Below are 18,066 nucleotides of genomic sequence, written 5' to 3' on the forward strand. Positions count from 1 at the left end.
GTCTCCCCTTTTTCTTATAAGGAGGTACATCATGAAAGATAAGACGATTTGGCAAGAGGTTTTAAACAGAGGGAAATGGGTGATCATCCTTTTGGTAGCTTTTGTTCTATCTCAATTTCCCATAGGACTTGCTTTGTTTTTAGCAAACAAACAGTTTCCGATTTTACAGTCAGGGCTCTTAGTAGGTGCTCTATCCATAGTCGTTTTGATTGTATTCATTATTGGTGCACGAAAAACACAACTTGCTACTTTTAATCTATCCTTTTTTAAGGCAAAAGACTTGGCTCGCTTGGTACTGAGTTATCTGGTGATTTTTGCGACAAATCTCTTGGGTTCACTACTGCTTCGACTAACAAATGAGGCAACAACCAGTAACCAATCAATACTGAATGGTTTGGTTCAGAATAGTTCCTTGATTTCAACTTTCTTCCTACTAGTCTTGATTGCGCCGATTTGTGAAGAAATTTTGTGTCGTGGGATTATTCCAAAAAAGATCTTCCGCGGAAAAGAAAAACTAGGTTTTATTGTTGGTGCAATCGTCTTTGCCTTGCTTCATATGCCAACCAATCTACCTTCTGTGATTATTTATGGAGGAATGTCAACGGTTTTGACTTGGACAGCCTATAAGACTGAGCGTTTGGAGATGTCCATTTTGCTTCATATGATTCTCAATGGTATTGCATTTTGTTTGTTGGCCTTATTGGTATTGATTAGTAGAAATCTAGGTCTATCATTCTAAACCATTAGCCGCTTGGAAAAGATGAATACTAGCGTATCCATCTTTTTCTTTTTATGGTAAAATAGAGAAATAATGTGGTGAAAAACCTTGAGGAGTGACCTTATGTTCAGTAAAGCTAGTCAGGCAAAAACAGCTATTTGTGGAATTATCAATGTAACACCAGATTCCTTTTCGGATGGTGGTCAGTTTTTTGCTGTTGACCAGGCGCTTCAGCAAGCCCGTAAATTGATAGCTGAAGGAGCTAGCATGCTTGATATCGGTGGAGAATCGACTCGGCCGGGCAGTAGCTATGTTGAGATAGAAGAGGAAATCCAGCGTGTTGTTCCAGTGATTAAAGCTATCTGTGAGGAAAGTGATGTTCTCATTTCCATCGATACTTGGAAAAGTCAGGTGGCAGAGGCTGCTTTGGCTGCTGGTGCCAATCTGGTAAATGACATTACGGGTCTCATGGGAGATGAGAAAATGGCGGATGTGGTTGCTAAGGCTGGTGCGAAAGTAGTCATCATGTTTAATCCAGTCATGGCTCGACCTCAGCACCCTAGTTCGCTCATATTTCCTCATTTTGGTTTTGGGCAAGCTTTTACAGAGGAAGAGTTAGCTGACTTTGAAAAAATGCCAATTGAAGACTTGATGGAGGCTTTCTTTGAACGAGCACTAGCGAGAGCCAATCAAGCTGGGATAGCAAGAGAAAACATTTTGCTGGATCCGGGAATTGGTTTTGGTCTCACCAAGAAGGAAAATCTACTTCTTCTACGGGACCTTGATAAATTGCATCAGCAGGGCTATCCAATCTTTCTTGGTGTTTCGCGCAAGCGGTTTGTTATCAATATCCTTGAGGAGAATGGCTTTGAAGTCAATCCTGAGACGGAAGTCGGTTTCCGAAATCGGGACACCGCTTCGGCTCATGTAACCAGTATCGCTGCGAGACAGGGTGTGGAAGTGGTGCGCGTGCACGATGTTGCCAGTCACAGGATGGCAGTTGAAATTGCGTCAGCCATTCGTTTGGCAGATGATGCAGAAAATCTAGATTTAAAACAATATAAGTAAGATGAACGAAATTGAAAACAATCAGTGGATTGCCCACTACCGGACGGACCAACCACATTTTGGCTTGGAACGCATGGTAGAACTCCTAGCTCTGCGAGGCAATCCCCAGCTCAAACTCAAGGTCATCCATATCGGAGGGACCAACGGCAAGGGGTCTACCATTGCTTTTTTGAAAAAGATGCTGGAAAACCTAGGGCTGAGAGTTGGGGTGTTCAGCTCGCCCTATCTTATTCATTATACGGATCAGATTAGCATTAATGGGGAATCCATCCCAGAAACTAGGCTAGAAGCCCTCATGGCAGACTATCAGTCTTTGCTTGAGGGGGAATCTGCTGATAATTTGCAGGGAACAACCGAGTTTGAGATAATTACAGCTATAGCCTATGATTACTTTGCCTCAGAGCTAGTAGATGTGGCCATCATGGAAGTCGGTATGGGTGGCCTTCTGGATAGTACTAATGTCTGTCAGCCAATTTTAACAGGAATTACGACTATTGGACTGGATCATGTGGCCCTACTTGGTGACACCTTGGAATCCATAGCAGAGCAGAAGGCTGGTATTATCAAACAAGGCATTCCATTAGTGACAGGTCATATTGTTCCTGAAGCCTTGGCTGTGATTGACTCCATTGCAGAAGATAAAAATGCATCGAGACTTGCCTATGGGAAAGATTACCAGGTCAGTCATCAAAAGAGTGTGGTGACGGGTGAAATCTTTGATTATACTAGTTCTGTCAGACAAGGTCGCTTTCAAACAGGCCTGCTAGGCTTGCACCAGATAGAAAATGCAGGGATGGCACTTGCTCTTCTAGACATTTATTGCCAAGAGATTGGGCGAGAATTAGCTAGCAGTGACTTGCTTGCTCAAGCCTTGGAGGAAACCAGATGGCCAGGGCGTTTGGAGGTCGTGTCTAGCGAACCTATGATGATTTTGGATGGGGCCCATAATCCCCATGCTATCAGGGCTTTACTAGCAACCTTGCAAGAACGCTTTGCGGATTATCATAAGGAAATCCTCTTTACCTGTATCAGAACCAAGGCCTTGGAAGATATGTTGGATTTGCTAGAAACGGTGCCAGATAGTCAATTGACTTTAACCCATTTTGACGATAGTCGGGCGACTGATAAAAGCGTGCTGAAAGAGACAGCCAAGTCTAGAAATCTCAATTACCAAAGTTGGCAGGATTTTCTAGAGCAGAAATTGACAGATAAAAATGAAGAGAAACAAACAGTTAGGATTGTCACGGGTTCCTTGTATTTCTTGAGCCAAGTGAGAGCCTATCTGATGGAGAGGAAGAACGAGAATGGATACACAAAAGATTGAAACGGCTGTAAAAATGATTATCGAGGCTGTTGGTGAGGACGCTAACCGCGAGGGCTTGCAGGAAACACCTGCTCGTGTAGCCCGTATGTACCAAGAGATTTTTTCAGGCCTTGGCCAAACTGCTGAGGAACACCTGTCAAAATCCTTTGAGATTATTGATGATAATATGGTAGTGGAAAAGGATATTTTTTTCCACACTATGTGTGAACACCACTTCTTGCCTTTTTATGGGAGAGCGCACATTGCCTATATTCCAGATGGTCGGGTGGCAGGCTTGTCTAAGCTAGCCCGTACGGTTGAAATTTATTCTAAAAAACCACAGATTCAAGAACGGTTAAATATTGAAGTGGCCGATGCCTTGATGGACTATCTGGGGGCTAAAGGAGCCTTTGTTGTCATTGAGGCCGAGCATATGTGTATGAGCATGCGTGGTGTCAGAAAACCAGGTACTGCGACTTTGACGACAGTAGCGCGAGGTGTATTTGAAACAGATAAAGACCTCCGAGACCAGGCTTATCGTTTAATGGGACTATAATACTCTTCGAAAATCAAATTCAAACCACGTCAGCTTCCATCTGCAACCTCAAAACGGTGTTTTGAGCAGCCTGCGGCTAGCTTCCTAGTTTGCACTTTGATTTTCATTGAGTATAAAAAGAATCCGCTTCATGCGGATTTTTCTAGAAAGGACAAGTTATGGATCAACTGCAGATTAAAGATTTGGAAATTTTTGCCTATCATGGTCTTTTCCCTAGTGAGAAGGAATTGGGGCAGAAGTTTGTTATTTCCGCAAGCTTATCCTATGATATGACCAAGGCGGCTACAGAATTGGATTTAACAGCATCTGTCCATTACGGAGAACTGTGTCAGCAGTGGAAGACTTGGTTTCAGGAAAGCACTGAGGATTTGATTGAAACGGTAGCCTACAAACTAGTTGAACGTACCTTTGAGACCTATCCTCTTGTCCAAGAGATTGAGTTGGAACTAAAAAAACCTTGGGCTCCAGTGCATTTACCGTTGGATACCTGCTCGGTGACCATTCACCGTCGTAAGCAACGGGCCTTTATCGCCCTAGGAAGTAATATGGGAGATAAGCAAGCAAACTTGGGAAAAGCCATTGACAACCTGCGAGCTCGTGGCATCCATATTCTCAAAGAGTCCAGTGTTTTGACGACGGAACCTTGGGGTGGTGTGGAACAGGATAGCTTTGCCAATCAGGTGATTGAAGTAGAAACCTGGCTACCGGCTCCAGTCTTGTTAGAAACATTATTAGCCATTGAGTCAGAAATGGGACGGGTTCGAGAGGTGCATTGGGGGCCTCGTTTGATTGATTTGGACTTGCTCTTTGTGGAGGACCAGATCGTTTATACAGACAACCTCATCTTGCCTCATCCTTATATAGCAGAACGCCTCTTTGTTCTTGAGCCGTTAGTGGAAATAGCTCCCCATTTTATCCATCCGATCCTAAAGCAACCAATTCGTTATTTGGTTGACCAGTTGGAGCAAGGAAATGCCTAAGCTTTCCGAGACCTATAGCAAGTGGAAGAGTATCGGGGAGGGACTACTTGCTATTGTTTTAGGGCTCCTCTTGATTCGTTTTGGACAAGTTATTCCACGAATGGGGTACCAGTTGTTGATGGCCTACTTTTCCTTGTCAGCAGTTTGGCACTTGTTGACTCGCTGGTTTCAAGATAAAAAACGTCGGGAAAATATCTTTGTAACCTTGGGCAAGCTGGTGGTAGCGGCTCTCGTGTTTGACTCTATCATTTTGCAAGATCTTGCCCTCTATCTCTTGGTCTTTATCATTGCGAGCTACCAGCTGTTTACAGGCATCATTAGTCTTGTGACCTGGTCTCTCTATCGAAAAAATGCCATTCATCCTCGGATCCATCATCTCTTTGATGCTGTATGGATGATAGGATTCGGGCTTTATAGCATCTCTCCTTTTCACGATGCAGCGAATTTTGAATTGCTCTTGCTTGGATTTTACTTGCTCATGCTAGGAGCCAGTAGCCTCCGGGACGGATTCTTTTTTGAAAGGATAGAAAACAATCCCAAGCTGAAACGACGTATGCGAATGACTCTGCCGATCTTTGTGACGGCTCTGATTCCTATCAGCACCTTGCGAAAACTAAATGAGTGGCTGGCAAATCATGAAAGTCAAGAAGGGGAAGTTCATTCAGAAAGAAAAAACGACCAGACGGTTGACCTGGAAATTTTTATCCATACCTCAGAAACCTCCTTCTTCCTCGCCATGGGACATGTGGATATTTGTTATCAAGGGAAGGTTATTTCCTATGGTTCCTATGATCCCCACTCGGAGCGTTTATTTGGTATGGTTGGAGACGGTGTTTTGTTTAAGGCCAATCGGGAAAAATACATCGAGCTCTGTAAGAGGGAAAGTCAGAAGACCTTGTTTGCTTATGGTCTGAGTTTGACGGACCAACAGAAAACAGCTATCCAAGCTCGTTTATCGGAGATAGAAGACCTGTTAATTCCTTGGGAACCAAGCTCGCAGTTGATGAAAAGAAGAGAGGGAGAGGTAAAGCACACCTACTCTTACCAACTGAAAGAGGAAGCAGATGCGACCCTCTATAAATTCAGCTCATCCGAGTTTAAGACCTACTTTGTTCTCAGTACCAATTGTGTTCTGCTAGCAGACTCTATCGTGGGAAAAGCTGGGACTGATATACTGAGTCCCCAAGGTTTCATTGTGCCAGGGACTTATCAGGATTACCTTGATTTAGAGTATACAAAACCAAACGGTCTAGTTGTCAGTCGCTCCATTTATTAGAAAAAGAAAACTCTAGTTTCTCAGTGGTTTACGCCAAGAAGCTAGAGTTTTTAAAATAGGTCATTTTCTTCAGGAAGGAGGATGGTTTCTCTGCCGTCTAGGTCTAAAACAAGGACCCTAGGCGGGTAAAGCGGATCGAAAGGATGATTGAAATCAAAATCGATGCTAGTCGGAAGGTGCTGACTAGAAAAATGGAAGGTGATGGTCCCCTTATTGTTGAGCAGTTGAAACTCAAGTTCTTCTTCTAGTTCAAAGACATTTTTCAGGAAATGATCGATAATATACCATAAAGAGTCAATGACATCATCAGGCAAGCTGGTCACGACACCAAAACTAGCGGAACGTCTCTGTGTATTTGTAAAAGCCATGTTTTCCTCCCCCTTTTATTTTCCTTATCATACAGCAAAATGTCTTAAAAATCAAGAAATCGTAATTGCTTTTTCAAAATGGGAATAAACTGTGAAATTTTTTCAAAGTTTCTCTAAAAAATACTTGAAAGTGTTTACAATAAGTGATAGAATGGAGTAAGTAGATGCGTGAAAGCGAAATTTTCATTATAGAAAGGAAACGGAATGAACACAGATGATACAGTAACGATTTATGACGTCGCCCGTGAAGCAGGAGTTTCAATGGCAACAGTTAGCCGTGTCGTTAATGGCAACAAGAATGTTAAAGAGAACACTCGAAAAAAAGTCCTAGAAGTGATTGATCGCTTGGACTATCGTCCAAATGCGGTAGCACGTGGTTTGGCTAGCAAGAAAACAACGACAGTCGGAGTTGTGATTCCTAACATTACCAATGGTTATTTCTCAACACTTGCTAAAGGGATTGACGACATTGCTGAAATGTACAAGTATAACATTGTCCTTGCAAATAGTGATGAGGATGATGAAAAGGAAGTTTCAGTGGTTAACACTCTCTTTTCAAAACAAGTCGATGGGATTATCTTTATGGGCTATCACTTGACTGAAAAGATTCGTTCAGAGTTTTCTCGTTCACGGACACCGGTTGTTCTTGCTGGTACTGTGGATGTAGAACACCAACTTCCAAGTGTAAATATCGACTACAAACAAGCAACGATTGATGCCGTGAGCTATCTTCTCAAAGAAAACGAAAAGATTGCTTTTGTGAGTGGACCACTCGTCGATGATATCAATGGCAAGGTTCGTTTGATTGGTTACAAGGAAGCCTTGAAAAAAGCTGGACATTCTTATAGTGAGGGATTGGTCTTTGAATCAAAATACAGCTATGACGATGGTTATGCCTTGGCAGAACGCTTGATTTCATCACAAGCTACAGCCGCAGTTGTAACAGGTGATGAATTGGCGGCAGGTGTGTTGAATGGTTTGGCTGACCATGGCGTATCTGTGCCAGAAGAGTTTGAAATCATCACGACAGATGACTCTCAGATTGCACGATTCACTCGTCCAAACTTGACGACTATTGCCCAACCTCTTTATGACTTAGGTGCTATCAGCATGCGTATGTTGACTAAGATTATGCATAAGGAAGAGTTGGAAGAACGTGAAGTTCTCTTGCCTCATGGTTTGACAGAGCGCCGCTCTACACGAAAACGTAAATAGTAAAAATAGGAAATCGTGAAGATTTCCTATTTTTGCGTTCTAGAGAAGAGGTTTATCCTTCCATATAGTCTTTCAAAGCCTGTCCTTTTAATCTAGCATTAAGGGCAATTAATAATTTGAGGCGCGCTTTTTGAGCGTTGAGTTCTTTGACAAAGAAAACCCCTGCTCGTTGCAACTGCACTCCTCCGCCTTGGTAGGCGTAGACAGGTTCAGCAATACCATTAAAGCATCGTGAGACCAAGGCGACTGGGATTCCTTTTTGCAGGAGATTTTCCAACTTTTGAGCTGTTTCTTTGGGAACGTTGCCTGCTCCAAAGGCCTGAATGACTAAGCCATCCAGCTGTTCCAAGTCTAACATATCGATCAGCTCGTCTGTCATACCGGCATAGGCTGAGATGATGGGAACTAGACCTTGAATATGCTCGAGATCAAACCGGACACGAGGTTCAGCCGTTTTAAAGTAGAGGATTTCTTGCTTCATGATGAGGCCAAGTGGTCCATGTGTTGGAGTTTGAAAGGTGCTGACGTTGGTCGTATGAGTTTTGGTAACATACTTGGCTGCGTGGATCTCGTCGTTCATGACGACCAGCACACCCTTGTCGGCTGCTTTATCATCACTGGCAACTCGTAAAGCGCTCAGATAATTATAAACACCATCGCTACCAAGTTCGTTTGAACTACGCATGGCCCCTGTTAGAACGATGGGGATGGGCGGAATTTTCATGGTATCAAGGAAGTAGGCTGTTTCTTCTAAGGTATCTGTACCATGTGTGATGACAACTCCATCATAGTTATCAGCTTCCTCTTTAATCTTATGATAGAGTGCAAGCATATGCTTGGGTTTGATATGAGGGCTTGGCAGATTAAAAAAGTCTAGGGCATGAACCTCAATCCCTTCAAGCGGATTGGAAACATGGTTCATGGGATTTTCCTGGCTAGTTACAACGGCACCAGTGGCGTCTGCTTGCATGGAAATAGTCCCACCTGTATGTAAAACAAGGATTTTCTTAGGCATGATTTAGTCACTCTTTCTGAAATGTGGTATAATCATTGTAACACAAAAGGGGAGAATGGGACAGGATGGAAGTCAAGGCTGTTTTTTTTGATATCGATGGAACGCTAGTCAACGATCGCAAGAGTGTTTTGAAATCCACTAAGGACGCGATTAAGATTGTCAAAGAGCAAGGAGTGCTTGTTGGAGTAGCGACAGGACGAGGGCCGTTTTTTGTCAAGGAATTGATGGAAGACTTGGACCTAGACTTTGCGGTGACCTACAATGGCCAATACATTTTTAATAAAGAAAAGGTGCTCTTTGCAAGTCCGATTGCTAAGTCAAGCCTGCGTCAACTGATTGCTTACGCTAAAAAGGAGCGTAAAGAAATCGCTCTTGGAACCGAGCATGCCGTTGTTGGTTCGAAAATTATGTCATTTGGTCTCGGCTCCTTTTCCCAACTGGTTAGTCGTTTTATTCCGACTGTTCTGACAAGAACCGTTAGCCGTTCCTTTAATCGAATGGTCAGCAAGGCAGTTCCTCAAAAGGAAGACGACTTGCTTAACTTGATTAATCAACCCATTTATCAAGTTTTGATGCTGATGACGCCAGAAGAATCTGAGAAGGCAGCAAGTGATTTTGAAGATTTGAAATTAACTCGAAGCAATCCTTTTGCAGCAGATATCATCAACCAAGGAAATTCCAAACTAGAAGGCATTCGCCGAGTCGGGAAAGAATATGGCTTTGATCTCAACCAAGTCATGGCCTTTGGTGATTCAGACAACGATCTGGAAATGTTGGCGGGCGTTGGTATGTCGGTTGCTATGGGAAATGGCAGTAGCAGTGTCAAAGAAGTTGCCAAGCATATTACGGCAAGTAATCAACAAGATGGTATCCACAAGGCGCTCGAGCACTTTGGTGTTTTGGCTTCAGAAAAAGTGTTTGTCAGTCGAGACTACCACTTTAATAAGGTCAAAACCTTCCACCACATGATGGATGAACGAACTCAAGAAGAGCCACAGGCATGGGATGCTGAAGGTGCAACCCATCGCGCAGACTTTAAAATTGAAGAATTAGTAGAGTTTGTTCGCGCAGCAAGTTCTTCGGAGGAAGAATTCCAAAACTCCCTTGCAAGCATGCATGAGGCACTTGATAAGGCGGCAGAGAAAGTGGCGAAAAAGACGCCTGCTAAGCAAAATCTGGTCGGTCAAGTGGATGCTTTGATTGACACATTGTATTTCACATACGGCAGTTTTGTATTGATGGGAGTAGATCCAGAACGCATTTTTGATATTGTCCATGAAGCAAATATGGGGAAGGTTTTCCCTGATGGGAAAGCTCATTTTGACCCAGTTACACACAAGATTTTAAAACCAGATGACTGGGAAGAAAAATATGCTCCAGAACCTGCCATCCGACAGGAACTACAACGTCAGTTTAAAGCTTATGAGCGACATAAAGAAAGAAAAAATAAAAAATAAGAGAAAATTCTTTTCCCTGGATGAAAAATTCGGGGATTTTTTGAGCTGAAAAACCGAACAATTTTATATATATCACTAATTATTATTAGCATATTTATACTAGAAAAAGAAAAGAAAAAAATGAAAAGATAGTGAAAATAAAGCAACAGGAAATTACATTTCTTACAAAGAATAGTTAAAAAGCTAGATATATTACTGATATATCTAGCTTTTCTTTTAAAAAACATCAAAAAAAGACAAGTCAAATTATTTGATATTTGAAAGTTTATGTGTTAGAATAAATTCAGAAAGCGAATAAATATAAAATCCTCATGCTACTACAATATGCTCTTTTTTAAGACAGAAAGTCAACTTGTTTATTTCAGGCCTGTTAACAAGTTGATGTGAGGAGTTCACTCTAGCTTTGAGGTTTAGTTATAAAATTGTGCACAATTGCTTTCCAAATTTTTATTATTTTAATTTTCAAGTTTAAAAATTAAAGAATTAAGAGGTTGAAATGAAGAAAAAATATACCTATTTGACAGCTTCTGTTTTAACAGCTGTAACAATGCTTCCAACTTTTGCACCAAGTGAAGCTCACGCTGCTTACAATTGGAATGGAAATAATAGTTACTATACAAGAACTAGCCGCCGTTCAAGCAATCGTACTTCTAACCGTACTACTGCAAATCGTAGCCGCACATCAAATTATACTGTAAGAAGTTATGGCTACAACAGTTATTACCCAAGTTATAACTATGGCTACAATAGCTACTATCCAAGCTATAACTATGGATATGGTAGCTACTACCCAAGTTACAACTACGGTTACAATAATTGGAATAACTACTATAGCTATGACAACAGTAGCAACTACTATGGTTATAATTATTGGAATAATTACAACAACCTTGCTAGCGATGAAAACTATATTTACTGGAATGGCAATCACTACTACCGTATGAACGATGGTAGCTACCGTATTTATCGTAACGGTCAGTGGAAACCTTTGACAAACAATAGTAACAACAACTCATCTACTAACAACTTGGAAAACGATCCGCACTATCGTTACGAAAATGGTTACCATTACTATGTATTGGACAATGGTGATTATTACTACTACCAAAATGGTAAGTGGGTATTGGTGAAAGATTCTGCTGATACAACACCAGCACAACCGGCAACACCTGCTGAACCAAAACCAGAACAACCAACAACTCCGGTTGAGCCAGCACAACCAAGTCAACCTGAAGTTCCTGCTCCAACACCAGCAGAACCAGAGACTCCAACACCAGCTCCTAGTGATAAACCTGAAGAGCCAACAACACCAGCTGAGCCAAAACCAGAACAACCAGCAACTCCAAGTGTTGACCTACCAGAAAACCCACCAATTAATGGTGCTGATAGTGAATTTGATCCATTCAAGCCATCAACAGAAACGCCAGCAGAACCAAAACCAGAAACACCAGCAACTCCAGCTATCCCAACAACACCAGGTTTGGTAACGACTGATGAACCAAGTGAAAACCAAATCCCTGATTATGTTGAAAAACCAGCTGAAGGATTGGAACACTTGGCTTGGGCACCAAATGGACACACTCCAAAATTGGTTTACCCACCAGGTAAACCAGGTGATGCAGTCCTCAAGAATGATAAAAACTACTACTTCGACGGTAGTGCACATTACTACTATGTACCATCTAACTCAGAGCGTACAGGTTACTCAGCATACTGGAAGTGGCTTGGAGGAAAATGGAAACTTCAAGGGATGACTGATCCAAACGATCCAGCTCGTGATCCAAAACTTCACGAAAACACTGCTGATGACGAGTACATGTACAGTGACAAGAACTCTAGCGTGAAACTTTACTCAACTAACTTGGTAACGACTGCTAAAGCAGGTCAAGCATTGCCATTCAAGAATGTTGAAGAGTTCAAAAACTATGTCATCGAAAAAATGAATCCTAAGTTCCTTGATAACTCTGGTTGGGATGCTAAAGTTGAGTGGGAAATCGAAGATCCAGAAATCTTTGAGAAGACGAAAGAAAACCCATACGCTAAGGACTATGTCTTGATTGCAAATCTCAAGAGTGGTGTCGAAGACAAGAAATACAGTGATGTAGAATTTGGCTATGTGAAGTTTGTTTACCGTGTTGAAGCAACAAACGATACAAACTATGACTATGTTTCAAAAGCGAAAGAAGCTTTCGCTAAAATCAATGAGACTCGTAAAGCTCAAGGATTGAAAGAATTGACTTGGTCTGAAGACATTTATCAAAATCAAGCACTTCCGAAAGTAAATGAAATTTCACGTCAATACGATAGCACAGGCTTTGTAGGACGTCGTGATGAAGATGCTGCTGTTGTCGTTAAGAAATGGGCAAACAGTGGTTTGAGAGACTTGCTTCTCGATCCGAATGTCACTGAAGGAGCTGTAGCAGCAGTAGTTGATGGAAACGGTGTATACTACTGGGCATACAGTTACAAATAATTCAATCCTTTGAGATTGACTACTTTCTAAATAAGATAGAGGCTTTAAACAATTGTTTAAAGCCTTTTTGTGACCCAATCAGGACAAACATAAAGGAGCCCAAGGCTCCCTTTTTTTAATGATTACAATGTTTTTTCTCTTTCTCTCACGACTAGCAAATCGACTTTTGCATGGCGAAGAATATACTCAGATGAAGAGCCAACTAAGAGGCGTTCAAAGGCATTGAGCCCTGTTGCACCAACGAGAATCAGGTCAACATTTTCTGCGTCTGGAATAGTACGGGCAAGGAGGGTTTTTGGATTTCCCATTTCGATGACGATGTGAATATCGGTCACACCAGCATCTCTTGCGCGCTTTTCGTACTCCTTCATCAGACTTTCAGCATCGACTTGGAGTTCTTCGTAAACTTCAGCATCAAAGGTAGACACGCTTTGAAGAGCGCGTGTGTCGATAACATGGGCAATGGTGAGCTTGGATTCGTTGCGTAGAGCAGTGTAAACACCTTTGACGAAAGCCAAGTCTGCTTCTTTTGAACCATCAATTGCGACCATAACATTTTGGTAACGTTGTGCCATAATGAAACCTCCTGAAATTTTCTTACTGTTATTGTAACCCTTTTCACTAAAGAAGTAAAGTAAAAATCATATTTCAATAAATATTATTGGAGATTCAATTTGGTGGAGATATGTTAAAATAAAAGAAAACGAGCTAGTAGGAAACACAGCGAGGGGATGAGAAAGTATGAAAGATTTTGTTCAAGCTTCTAAAAAAATAAGTTTTCTTTATCATGGAATTATCCTTGCGTCACTTGTAGGTGAAGTAGTGATGCTTTGGCAGCTGGAAAGAGTCATGCCCGTTCTCTATCCAGGTTTTGTTGGATTTCTTTTCTTTCACCTAGTCTACCACATCATTTTATTTGTGATTGCAAAGAGAAGTTGTCGCTTGGACTATTTGGTCACGTGGGGGCTCTTTCTCATGTTTAATCTTTTGTATGATTCTTTTATAGCGCTGATCTTTCTAGGTTTGTCTTTTGGTATGTGAGAAAATGCTTCTGTATTCTAGTTGTTTAGACGGTGAAAACCTAGTCGTTGTGAGTTTTTTTCTTTGCTTGCTCATTTCAGGAAACTTGTCGCAATCCCTTTCTAGTGGTATAATGTTACTATCTCGATGAATTGAGGAAACAAGATGAAAGAATATAACAAGTCTAGTAAGTTAGAGCACGTTGCCTATGATATCCGTGGCCCTGTTTTGGAAGAAGCTATGCGGATGCGAGCAAACGGAGAAAAGATTTTACGTCTGAATACAGGAAATCCAGCAGAATTTGGTTTTACAGCGCCAGATGAGGTCATTCATGACTTGATTATGAATGCGCGTGATAGTGAGGGGTATTCTGACTCCAAAGGGATCTTCTCGGCCCGCAAGGCCATCATGCAGTATTGCCAACTGAAGAAATTTCCCAATGTGGACATTGATGATATCTACCTTGGAAATGGTGTCAGTGAGCTGATTGTTATGTCCATGCAAGGGCTTTTGGATAATGGCGATGAGGTCTTGGTTCCTATGCCAGACTATCCTCTCTGGACAGCCGCGGTCAGCCTAGCTGGGGGAAATGCCGTTCACTATATCTGTGATGAAGCTGCAGAATGGTACCCTGATATTGACGATATCAAGTCAAAAATTACTTCCAACACTAAGGCAATCGTCCTTATCAATCCAAATAATCCAACTGGAGCCCTTTATCCTAAGGAACTCTTGTTGGAGATTATTGAGATTGCCCGTCAAAACGATTTGATCATCTTTGCGGATGAGATTTATGACCGCATGGTGATGGATGGGCATGTGCATACGCCTGTGGCGAGCTTGGCACCTGATGTTTTCTGTGTCAGCATGAATGGTTTGTCAAAATCTCACCGTATCGCTGGTTTCCGTGTAGGATGGATGGTCTTGTCTGGTCCTAAGCACCATGTCAAGGGCTATATCGAAGGTCTCAATATGCTGTCCAATATGCGTCTTTGCTCTAACGTTTTGGCCCAGCAAGTCGTACAAACTTCACTAGGTGGGCACCAGTCAGTGGATGAATTGCTCCTTCCTGGTGGACGGATTTACGAGCAAAGAAACTTCATTTACAATGCCATCCAAGATATTCCAGGTTTGTCTGCGGTCAAGCCAAAGGCGGGTCTTTATATCTTCCCTAAAATTGACCGAAATATGTACCGCATCGATGATGATGAACAGTTCGTTCTTGATTTTTTGAAGCAGGAAAAGGTTCTCTTGGTTCATGGTCGTGGTTTTAACTGGAAGGAACCAGACCATTTCCGTATCGTTTACCTTCCTCGTGTGGACGAATTAGCGCAAATCCAAGAAAAGATGACACGTTTCTTGAGTCAGTATCGTAGATAAGGCTTTCATAGGGAAAAGCAGGAAACATTTCCTTAGAGCTATTGACAAATAGGTAAGAATCAGATAGAATAGTAAAGTATGTTTAGTAACTGATCACTTTATAGCCGGCTAAACGAATACAAAATCTATGAGGAGGTATTCATCGTGAAACGTACTTATCAACCAAGTAAACTTCGTCGTGCGCGCAAACACGGATTCCGTAACCGTATGTCAACTAAAAACGGTCGTCGCGTATTGGCAGCTCGTCGTCGTAAAGGACGCAAAGTTTTGGCTGCATAATCCAAACAAATTCAGCAAAGAAGTCAGTAGGAACTCGAGTCTACTGGCTTTTCTTTTTATCCTACATAGTGAACTGTCCACGAAATCTTCAATTTCAAATGGAACTCGTGGAGGACTCTTTTAAAAGGTCATATACAAAAAACTCAAAACCAGATATAAGTTACTGATTTTGAGTTTTTGTTTATTCTTTTAAGTGATAAGAGTAGCTAGCGATAACGACGTCTTCATGCCATCTGAGAGCGTATTTTAGTTTGAGGCTCATTTGATTGTGTAGGATATTTTGCCAAGGCTTGTTAGGGATAAACTGTGGGACAAGGACTGTAACGGTGTAGTTTTTTTGCTTTGCTTCTTGGGCGATTCGTTTGACATACTTAACACTAGGGGTGATGATGTCGCGGTAGCTGGTATTGATATTCTTCAGAGTGATATTTGGGAAGTAATCGGCAAATTCCTGAAGGATTTCTTGGTCTTTTTCGGCCGTTTCTTTAGTGGAAATGTGCATAGCCAATACTTCGTCACCGATACTTTGAGCGTAGTTAATGGCTCCGACACTTACTCGAGTAACATTTCCTACTAGGACAAGGACAAGATTGCCGTCATAAGTGCGCTTTTCAATTCCTTCGTAGAGTCGCAGTTGTTTTGCCACTTTTTGGTAATGGCTGTGAATGGACAAAAAGAGGAAAGTTAAAACTAGGATAATTGGGAAGAATGGCCAGATATCACCCAGTCTGAAGAAGAGTAAAATGAGGACAATAGCATAACAAATGATGGCCCCAAGGATATTAGCAAAGGCAGGTTTTAAGAAGTTTGCTCCTTTTTCCTTTTTCCAATGACGAATCATCCCAGTCTGAGAAAGGGCAAAGGGAACGAAGACCCCGATAGTATAAAGAGGAATCAAGCGTTCAGTATTCCCGTTAAAAATGAGAAGAAGGATCATAGCTCCAAAAGCCAGAGTTAAGATACCGTTGGAGTAGCCAAGACGATCCCCTTTTTCCATAAAGAGATGGGGCATGTACTTGTTTTTAGCCATATTGTATGCCAACATAGGGAAGGCTGAAAAGCCAGTATTTGCAGCTACAGCTAGAATCAAGGCTGTTGAGAACTGGAAGAGATAGTAGCTAGCATGACCAAAGAATGAATCACCAAGAATGCCCTTGGCCATTTGCGAAAGGATGGTTTCTCCATTTTGAGGAGTGATGCCCATCCAGTAGTTTAGGAAGGTGATGCCTGCAAAAAGGAATCCTAAAATCAAGGACATGATGGTCAAGGTCTGAGCAGCATTCTTTTCTTTCGGAGTTTTGAAAAATGGTACCGCATTTGAAATAGCCTCAACCCCTGTCAGAGAGGCAGAGCCACTGGTAAAGGCTCTCAATAGGAGAACGATGGAAAGGCTCGGAACGGTTTGTCCAATGGTTGAAGTTGCCTGGTAGTTTAGGGAACCAGTAAATAGTTGAAAGAACCCATAAAGCAAGAGAAAGACGGTACTGAAGATAAAGAGGTAGACGGGAATCATCAGAGAGCTGGCAGATTCTTTCAAACCTCTTAAATTCAAGAGCATGAGCAGGCAGACTAGGAAAATAGAGATATGAAGATTGTAGGGATGGAGGGCAGGGATAGCTGCTGTAATAGCATCAGCTCCAGACGCAACGGATACGGCTACTGTCAGCATATAGTCAACAAGGAGGCTGCCCCCTGCAATCAAGCCTAGTTCAGGAGAGAGATTTTCCCGAGTGACCATATAAGCCCCCCCACCTTGAGGATAGGCGTGAATAATTTGACGATAGGAAACGGTCAAACTAGCGAGGAGTAAGAGGACAAAAATACCGATAGGGAGGCTCCACCAAATAGCGAGAGGAGAGAGACTGACTAATACGAGAATGACTTGTTCAGGTCCATAGGCAATAGAAGACAGGGCATCACTGGATAACATTGCAAGTGCCTGCATTTTTCCAAGTAATCCCCCTTCACCGTCTGTGAGGGACTTGAGTGGTCGACCGATAAAGGTATATTTTAATTTTCTAAACATTTTCTTTTCCTTTGATGAAAATTTCAATAAGTGTTATTATACTGCTTTGAAAAAATGCAGTCAAGGGAGAATGATTGGTATTAGAATATTTTTACAAGCCGAGGGATGCTATTTTTGGTATAATAGATGGAAGAAAATGAGGTTAGAAAAGATGATTTTTGATACGCACACACATTTAAATGTAGAAGAATTTGCAGGACGTGAGGCAGAAGAAATCGCCTTGGCTGCTGAGATGGGTGTGACACAGATGAATATTGTTGGTTTTGATACACCGACCATTGAGCGAGCCCTGGAGTTGGCAGATGAGTATGAGCAACTCTACGCAACTATTGGTTGGCATCCGACGGAAGCAGGGACTTACACAGATGAGGTCGAAGCTTACTTGCTTGAAAAACTAAAACATCCCAAGGTTGTTGCCTTGGGGGAGATTGGTCTGGACTACCATTGGATGACAGCACTTAAGGAAGTACAGGAGCAGGTTTTTCGTCGTCAGATTCAGCTGTCTAAGGATTTGAACTTGCCTTTTGTGGTCCACACTCGTGATGCGCTTGAAGATACTTATGAGATTATCAGGAGCGAGGGCGTTGGTCCTCGTGGTGGAATTATGCATTCATTTTCAGGCTCTCTCAAGTGGGCTGAGAAGTTTGTCGAGCTTGGTATGACCATTTCTTTCTCAGGAGTAGTGACTTTTAAGAAAGCAACGGATATCCAAGAGGCTGCTAGGGAGCTTCCTTTGGACAAGATTTTGGTAGAGACGGATGCGCCCTACCTAGCTCCTGTTCCTAAACGTGGCCGTGAGAACAAAACAGCCTACACACGCTATGTGGTGGACTTTATCGCCGACTTGCGTGGGATGACGACCGAGGAATTAGCAGTTATAACGACTGCAAATGCAGAGCGTATTTTTAAAATAAAGTATTAAGACAAGGAGA

General features: G+C 42.1%; 17 protein-coding genes. 13 read left to right on the forward strand and 4 right to left on the reverse strand.

The features are described from left to right. Nucleotides 1-31: 31 nt before the first annotated feature. The 6 genes from GMD3S_RS0202775 to GMD3S_RS0202800 all read left to right on the forward strand — a co-directional run bounded on the left by GMD3S_RS0202775 (nt 32) and on the right by GMD3S_RS0202800 (nt 5,901). Nucleotides 32-739 carry a CPBP family intramembrane glutamic endopeptidase gene (locus GMD3S_RS0202775; protein ID WP_000653640.1) on the forward strand — a complete coding sequence of 236 codons (708 nt, stop codon included), beginning with the start codon at nt 32-34 and terminating at the stop codon, nt 737-739. Between the two features lie 102 nt (nt 740-841). Beyond that, nucleotides 842-1,786, forward strand: a complete 945-nt coding sequence (gene folP, locus GMD3S_RS0202780) for a dihydropteroate synthase (RefSeq protein ID WP_000491578.1) — start codon at nt 842-844, stop codon at nt 1,784-1,786. A 1-nt stretch (nt 1,787) separates the two neighbouring features. Continuing rightward, nucleotides 1,788-3,110 carry a bifunctional folylpolyglutamate synthase/dihydrofolate synthase gene (locus GMD3S_RS0202785; RefSeq protein ID WP_001002333.1) on the forward strand — a complete coding sequence of 441 codons (1,323 nt, stop codon included), beginning with the start codon at nt 1,788-1,790 and terminating at the stop codon, nt 3,108-3,110. Continuing rightward, the gene (gene folE, locus GMD3S_RS0202790) at nt 3,091-3,645 is read left to right on the forward strand and encodes a GTP cyclohydrolase I FolE (RefSeq protein WP_000380930.1); all 555 of its coding nucleotides are present in this window, start codon (nt 3,091-3,093) and stop codon (nt 3,643-3,645) included. The genes GMD3S_RS0202785 and folE overlap by 20 nt, the downstream gene beginning before the upstream one ends. A gap of 158 nt (nt 3,646-3,803) precedes the next feature. After that, nucleotides 3,804-4,625, forward strand: a complete 822-nt coding sequence (gene folK / locus GMD3S_RS0202795) for a 2-amino-4-hydroxy-6-hydroxymethyldihydropteridine diphosphokinase (RefSeq protein ID WP_000372502.1) — start codon at nt 3,804-3,806, stop codon at nt 4,623-4,625. Continuing rightward, a complete protein-coding gene (locus GMD3S_RS0202800) occupies nt 4,618-5,901 on the forward strand; it encodes a membrane protein (RefSeq protein WP_001125355.1) in 1,284 nt (427 codons plus the stop codon). Before folK ends, GMD3S_RS0202800 begins: the two co-directional genes overlap by 8 nt. Before the next feature lie 50 nt (nt 5,902-5,951). Here the strand turns inward: GMD3S_RS0202800 and GMD3S_RS0202805 are convergent, their stop codons facing one another. Further along, nucleotides 5,952-6,269 carry a DUF960 domain-containing protein gene (locus GMD3S_RS0202805; RefSeq protein WP_000886045.1) on the reverse strand — a complete coding sequence of 106 codons (318 nt, stop codon included), beginning with the start codon at nt 6,267-6,269 and terminating at the stop codon, nt 5,952-5,954. A gap of 204 nt (nt 6,270-6,473) precedes the next feature. On the opposite strand from GMD3S_RS0202805, the gene ccpA reads away from it, so the two are divergent. Then, entirely contained in the window at nt 6,474-7,484 is a 1,011-nt protein-coding gene (gene ccpA, locus GMD3S_RS0202810) for a catabolite control protein A (RefSeq protein WP_001090635.1), read from the forward strand. A gap of 52 nt (nt 7,485-7,536) precedes the next feature. Here ccpA and GMD3S_RS0202815 read toward each other — a convergent pair whose 3' ends face one another. Next, nucleotides 7,537-8,499: an asparaginase gene (locus GMD3S_RS0202815; protein ID WP_001124810.1), complete on the reverse strand. Its 963-nt coding sequence runs from the start codon at nt 8,497-8,499 to the stop codon at nt 7,537-7,539. Nucleotides 8,500-8,564: 65 nt separating this feature from the next. On the opposite strand from GMD3S_RS0202815, the gene GMD3S_RS0202820 reads away from it, so the two are divergent. Both GMD3S_RS0202820 and GMD3S_RS0202825 read left to right on the forward strand, forming a co-directional pair. Then, complete coding sequence (locus tag GMD3S_RS0202820) at nt 8,565-9,956, forward strand: Cof-type HAD-IIB family hydrolase (RefSeq protein WP_000453122.1); 1,392 nt, start codon at nt 8,565-8,567, stop codon at nt 9,954-9,956. Nucleotides 9,957-10,452: 496 nt separating this feature from the next. Next, nucleotides 10,453-12,429 (forward strand): CAP domain-containing protein, encoded by a 1,977-nt coding sequence (locus GMD3S_RS0202825; RefSeq protein WP_025172948.1) that lies wholly within the window; start codon nt 10,453-10,455, stop codon nt 12,427-12,429. Between the two features lie 122 nt (nt 12,430-12,551). On the opposite strand, the gene GMD3S_RS0202830 is transcribed toward GMD3S_RS0202825, so the two are convergent. After that, nucleotides 12,552-13,004, reverse strand: coding sequence for a universal stress protein (locus tag GMD3S_RS0202830; protein WP_000079161.1), 453 nt, complete (start codon nt 13,002-13,004; stop codon nt 12,552-12,554). Nucleotides 13,005-13,170: 166 nt separating this feature from the next. Here GMD3S_RS0202830 and GMD3S_RS0202835 point away from each other — a divergent pair, with 166 nt between their 5' ends. From GMD3S_RS0202835 to rpmH, 3 genes are all read left to right on the forward strand, one after another. After that, entirely contained in the window at nt 13,171-13,470 is a 300-nt protein-coding gene (locus GMD3S_RS0202835) for a hypothetical protein (RefSeq protein ID WP_000651410.1), read from the forward strand. A gap of 144 nt (nt 13,471-13,614) precedes the next feature. Continuing rightward, nucleotides 13,615-14,829, forward strand: coding sequence for a pyridoxal phosphate-dependent aminotransferase (locus tag GMD3S_RS0202840; protein WP_000666454.1), 1,215 nt, complete (start codon nt 13,615-13,617; stop codon nt 14,827-14,829). Between the two features lie 144 nt (nt 14,830-14,973). Then, nucleotides 14,974-15,108, forward strand: a complete 135-nt coding sequence (rpmH, locus tag GMD3S_RS0202845; RefSeq protein WP_000831905.1) for a 50S ribosomal protein L34 — start codon at nt 14,974-14,976, stop codon at nt 15,106-15,108. A gap of 181 nt (nt 15,109-15,289) precedes the next feature. Here rpmH and GMD3S_RS0202850 read toward each other — a convergent pair whose 3' ends face one another. After that, on the reverse strand, nt 15,290-17,134 hold the full coding sequence (locus tag GMD3S_RS0202850) for an APC family permease (protein ID WP_000488836.1): 1,845 nt from the start codon (nt 17,132-17,134) through the stop codon (nt 15,290-15,292). A gap of 151 nt (nt 17,135-17,285) precedes the next feature. On the opposite strand from GMD3S_RS0202850, the gene GMD3S_RS0202855 reads away from it, so the two are divergent. Then, the gene (locus GMD3S_RS0202855) at nt 17,286-18,056 is read left to right on the forward strand and encodes a TatD family hydrolase (protein ID WP_000575627.1); all 771 of its coding nucleotides are present in this window, start codon (nt 17,286-17,288) and stop codon (nt 18,054-18,056) included. Nucleotides 18,057-18,066: the final 10 nt, after the last annotated feature.

This window comes from Streptococcus sp. GMD3S, assembly GCF_000298695.2.
In the GTDB taxonomy this organism is placed as follows: Bacteria; Bacillota; Bacilli; order Lactobacillales; family Streptococcaceae; genus Streptococcus.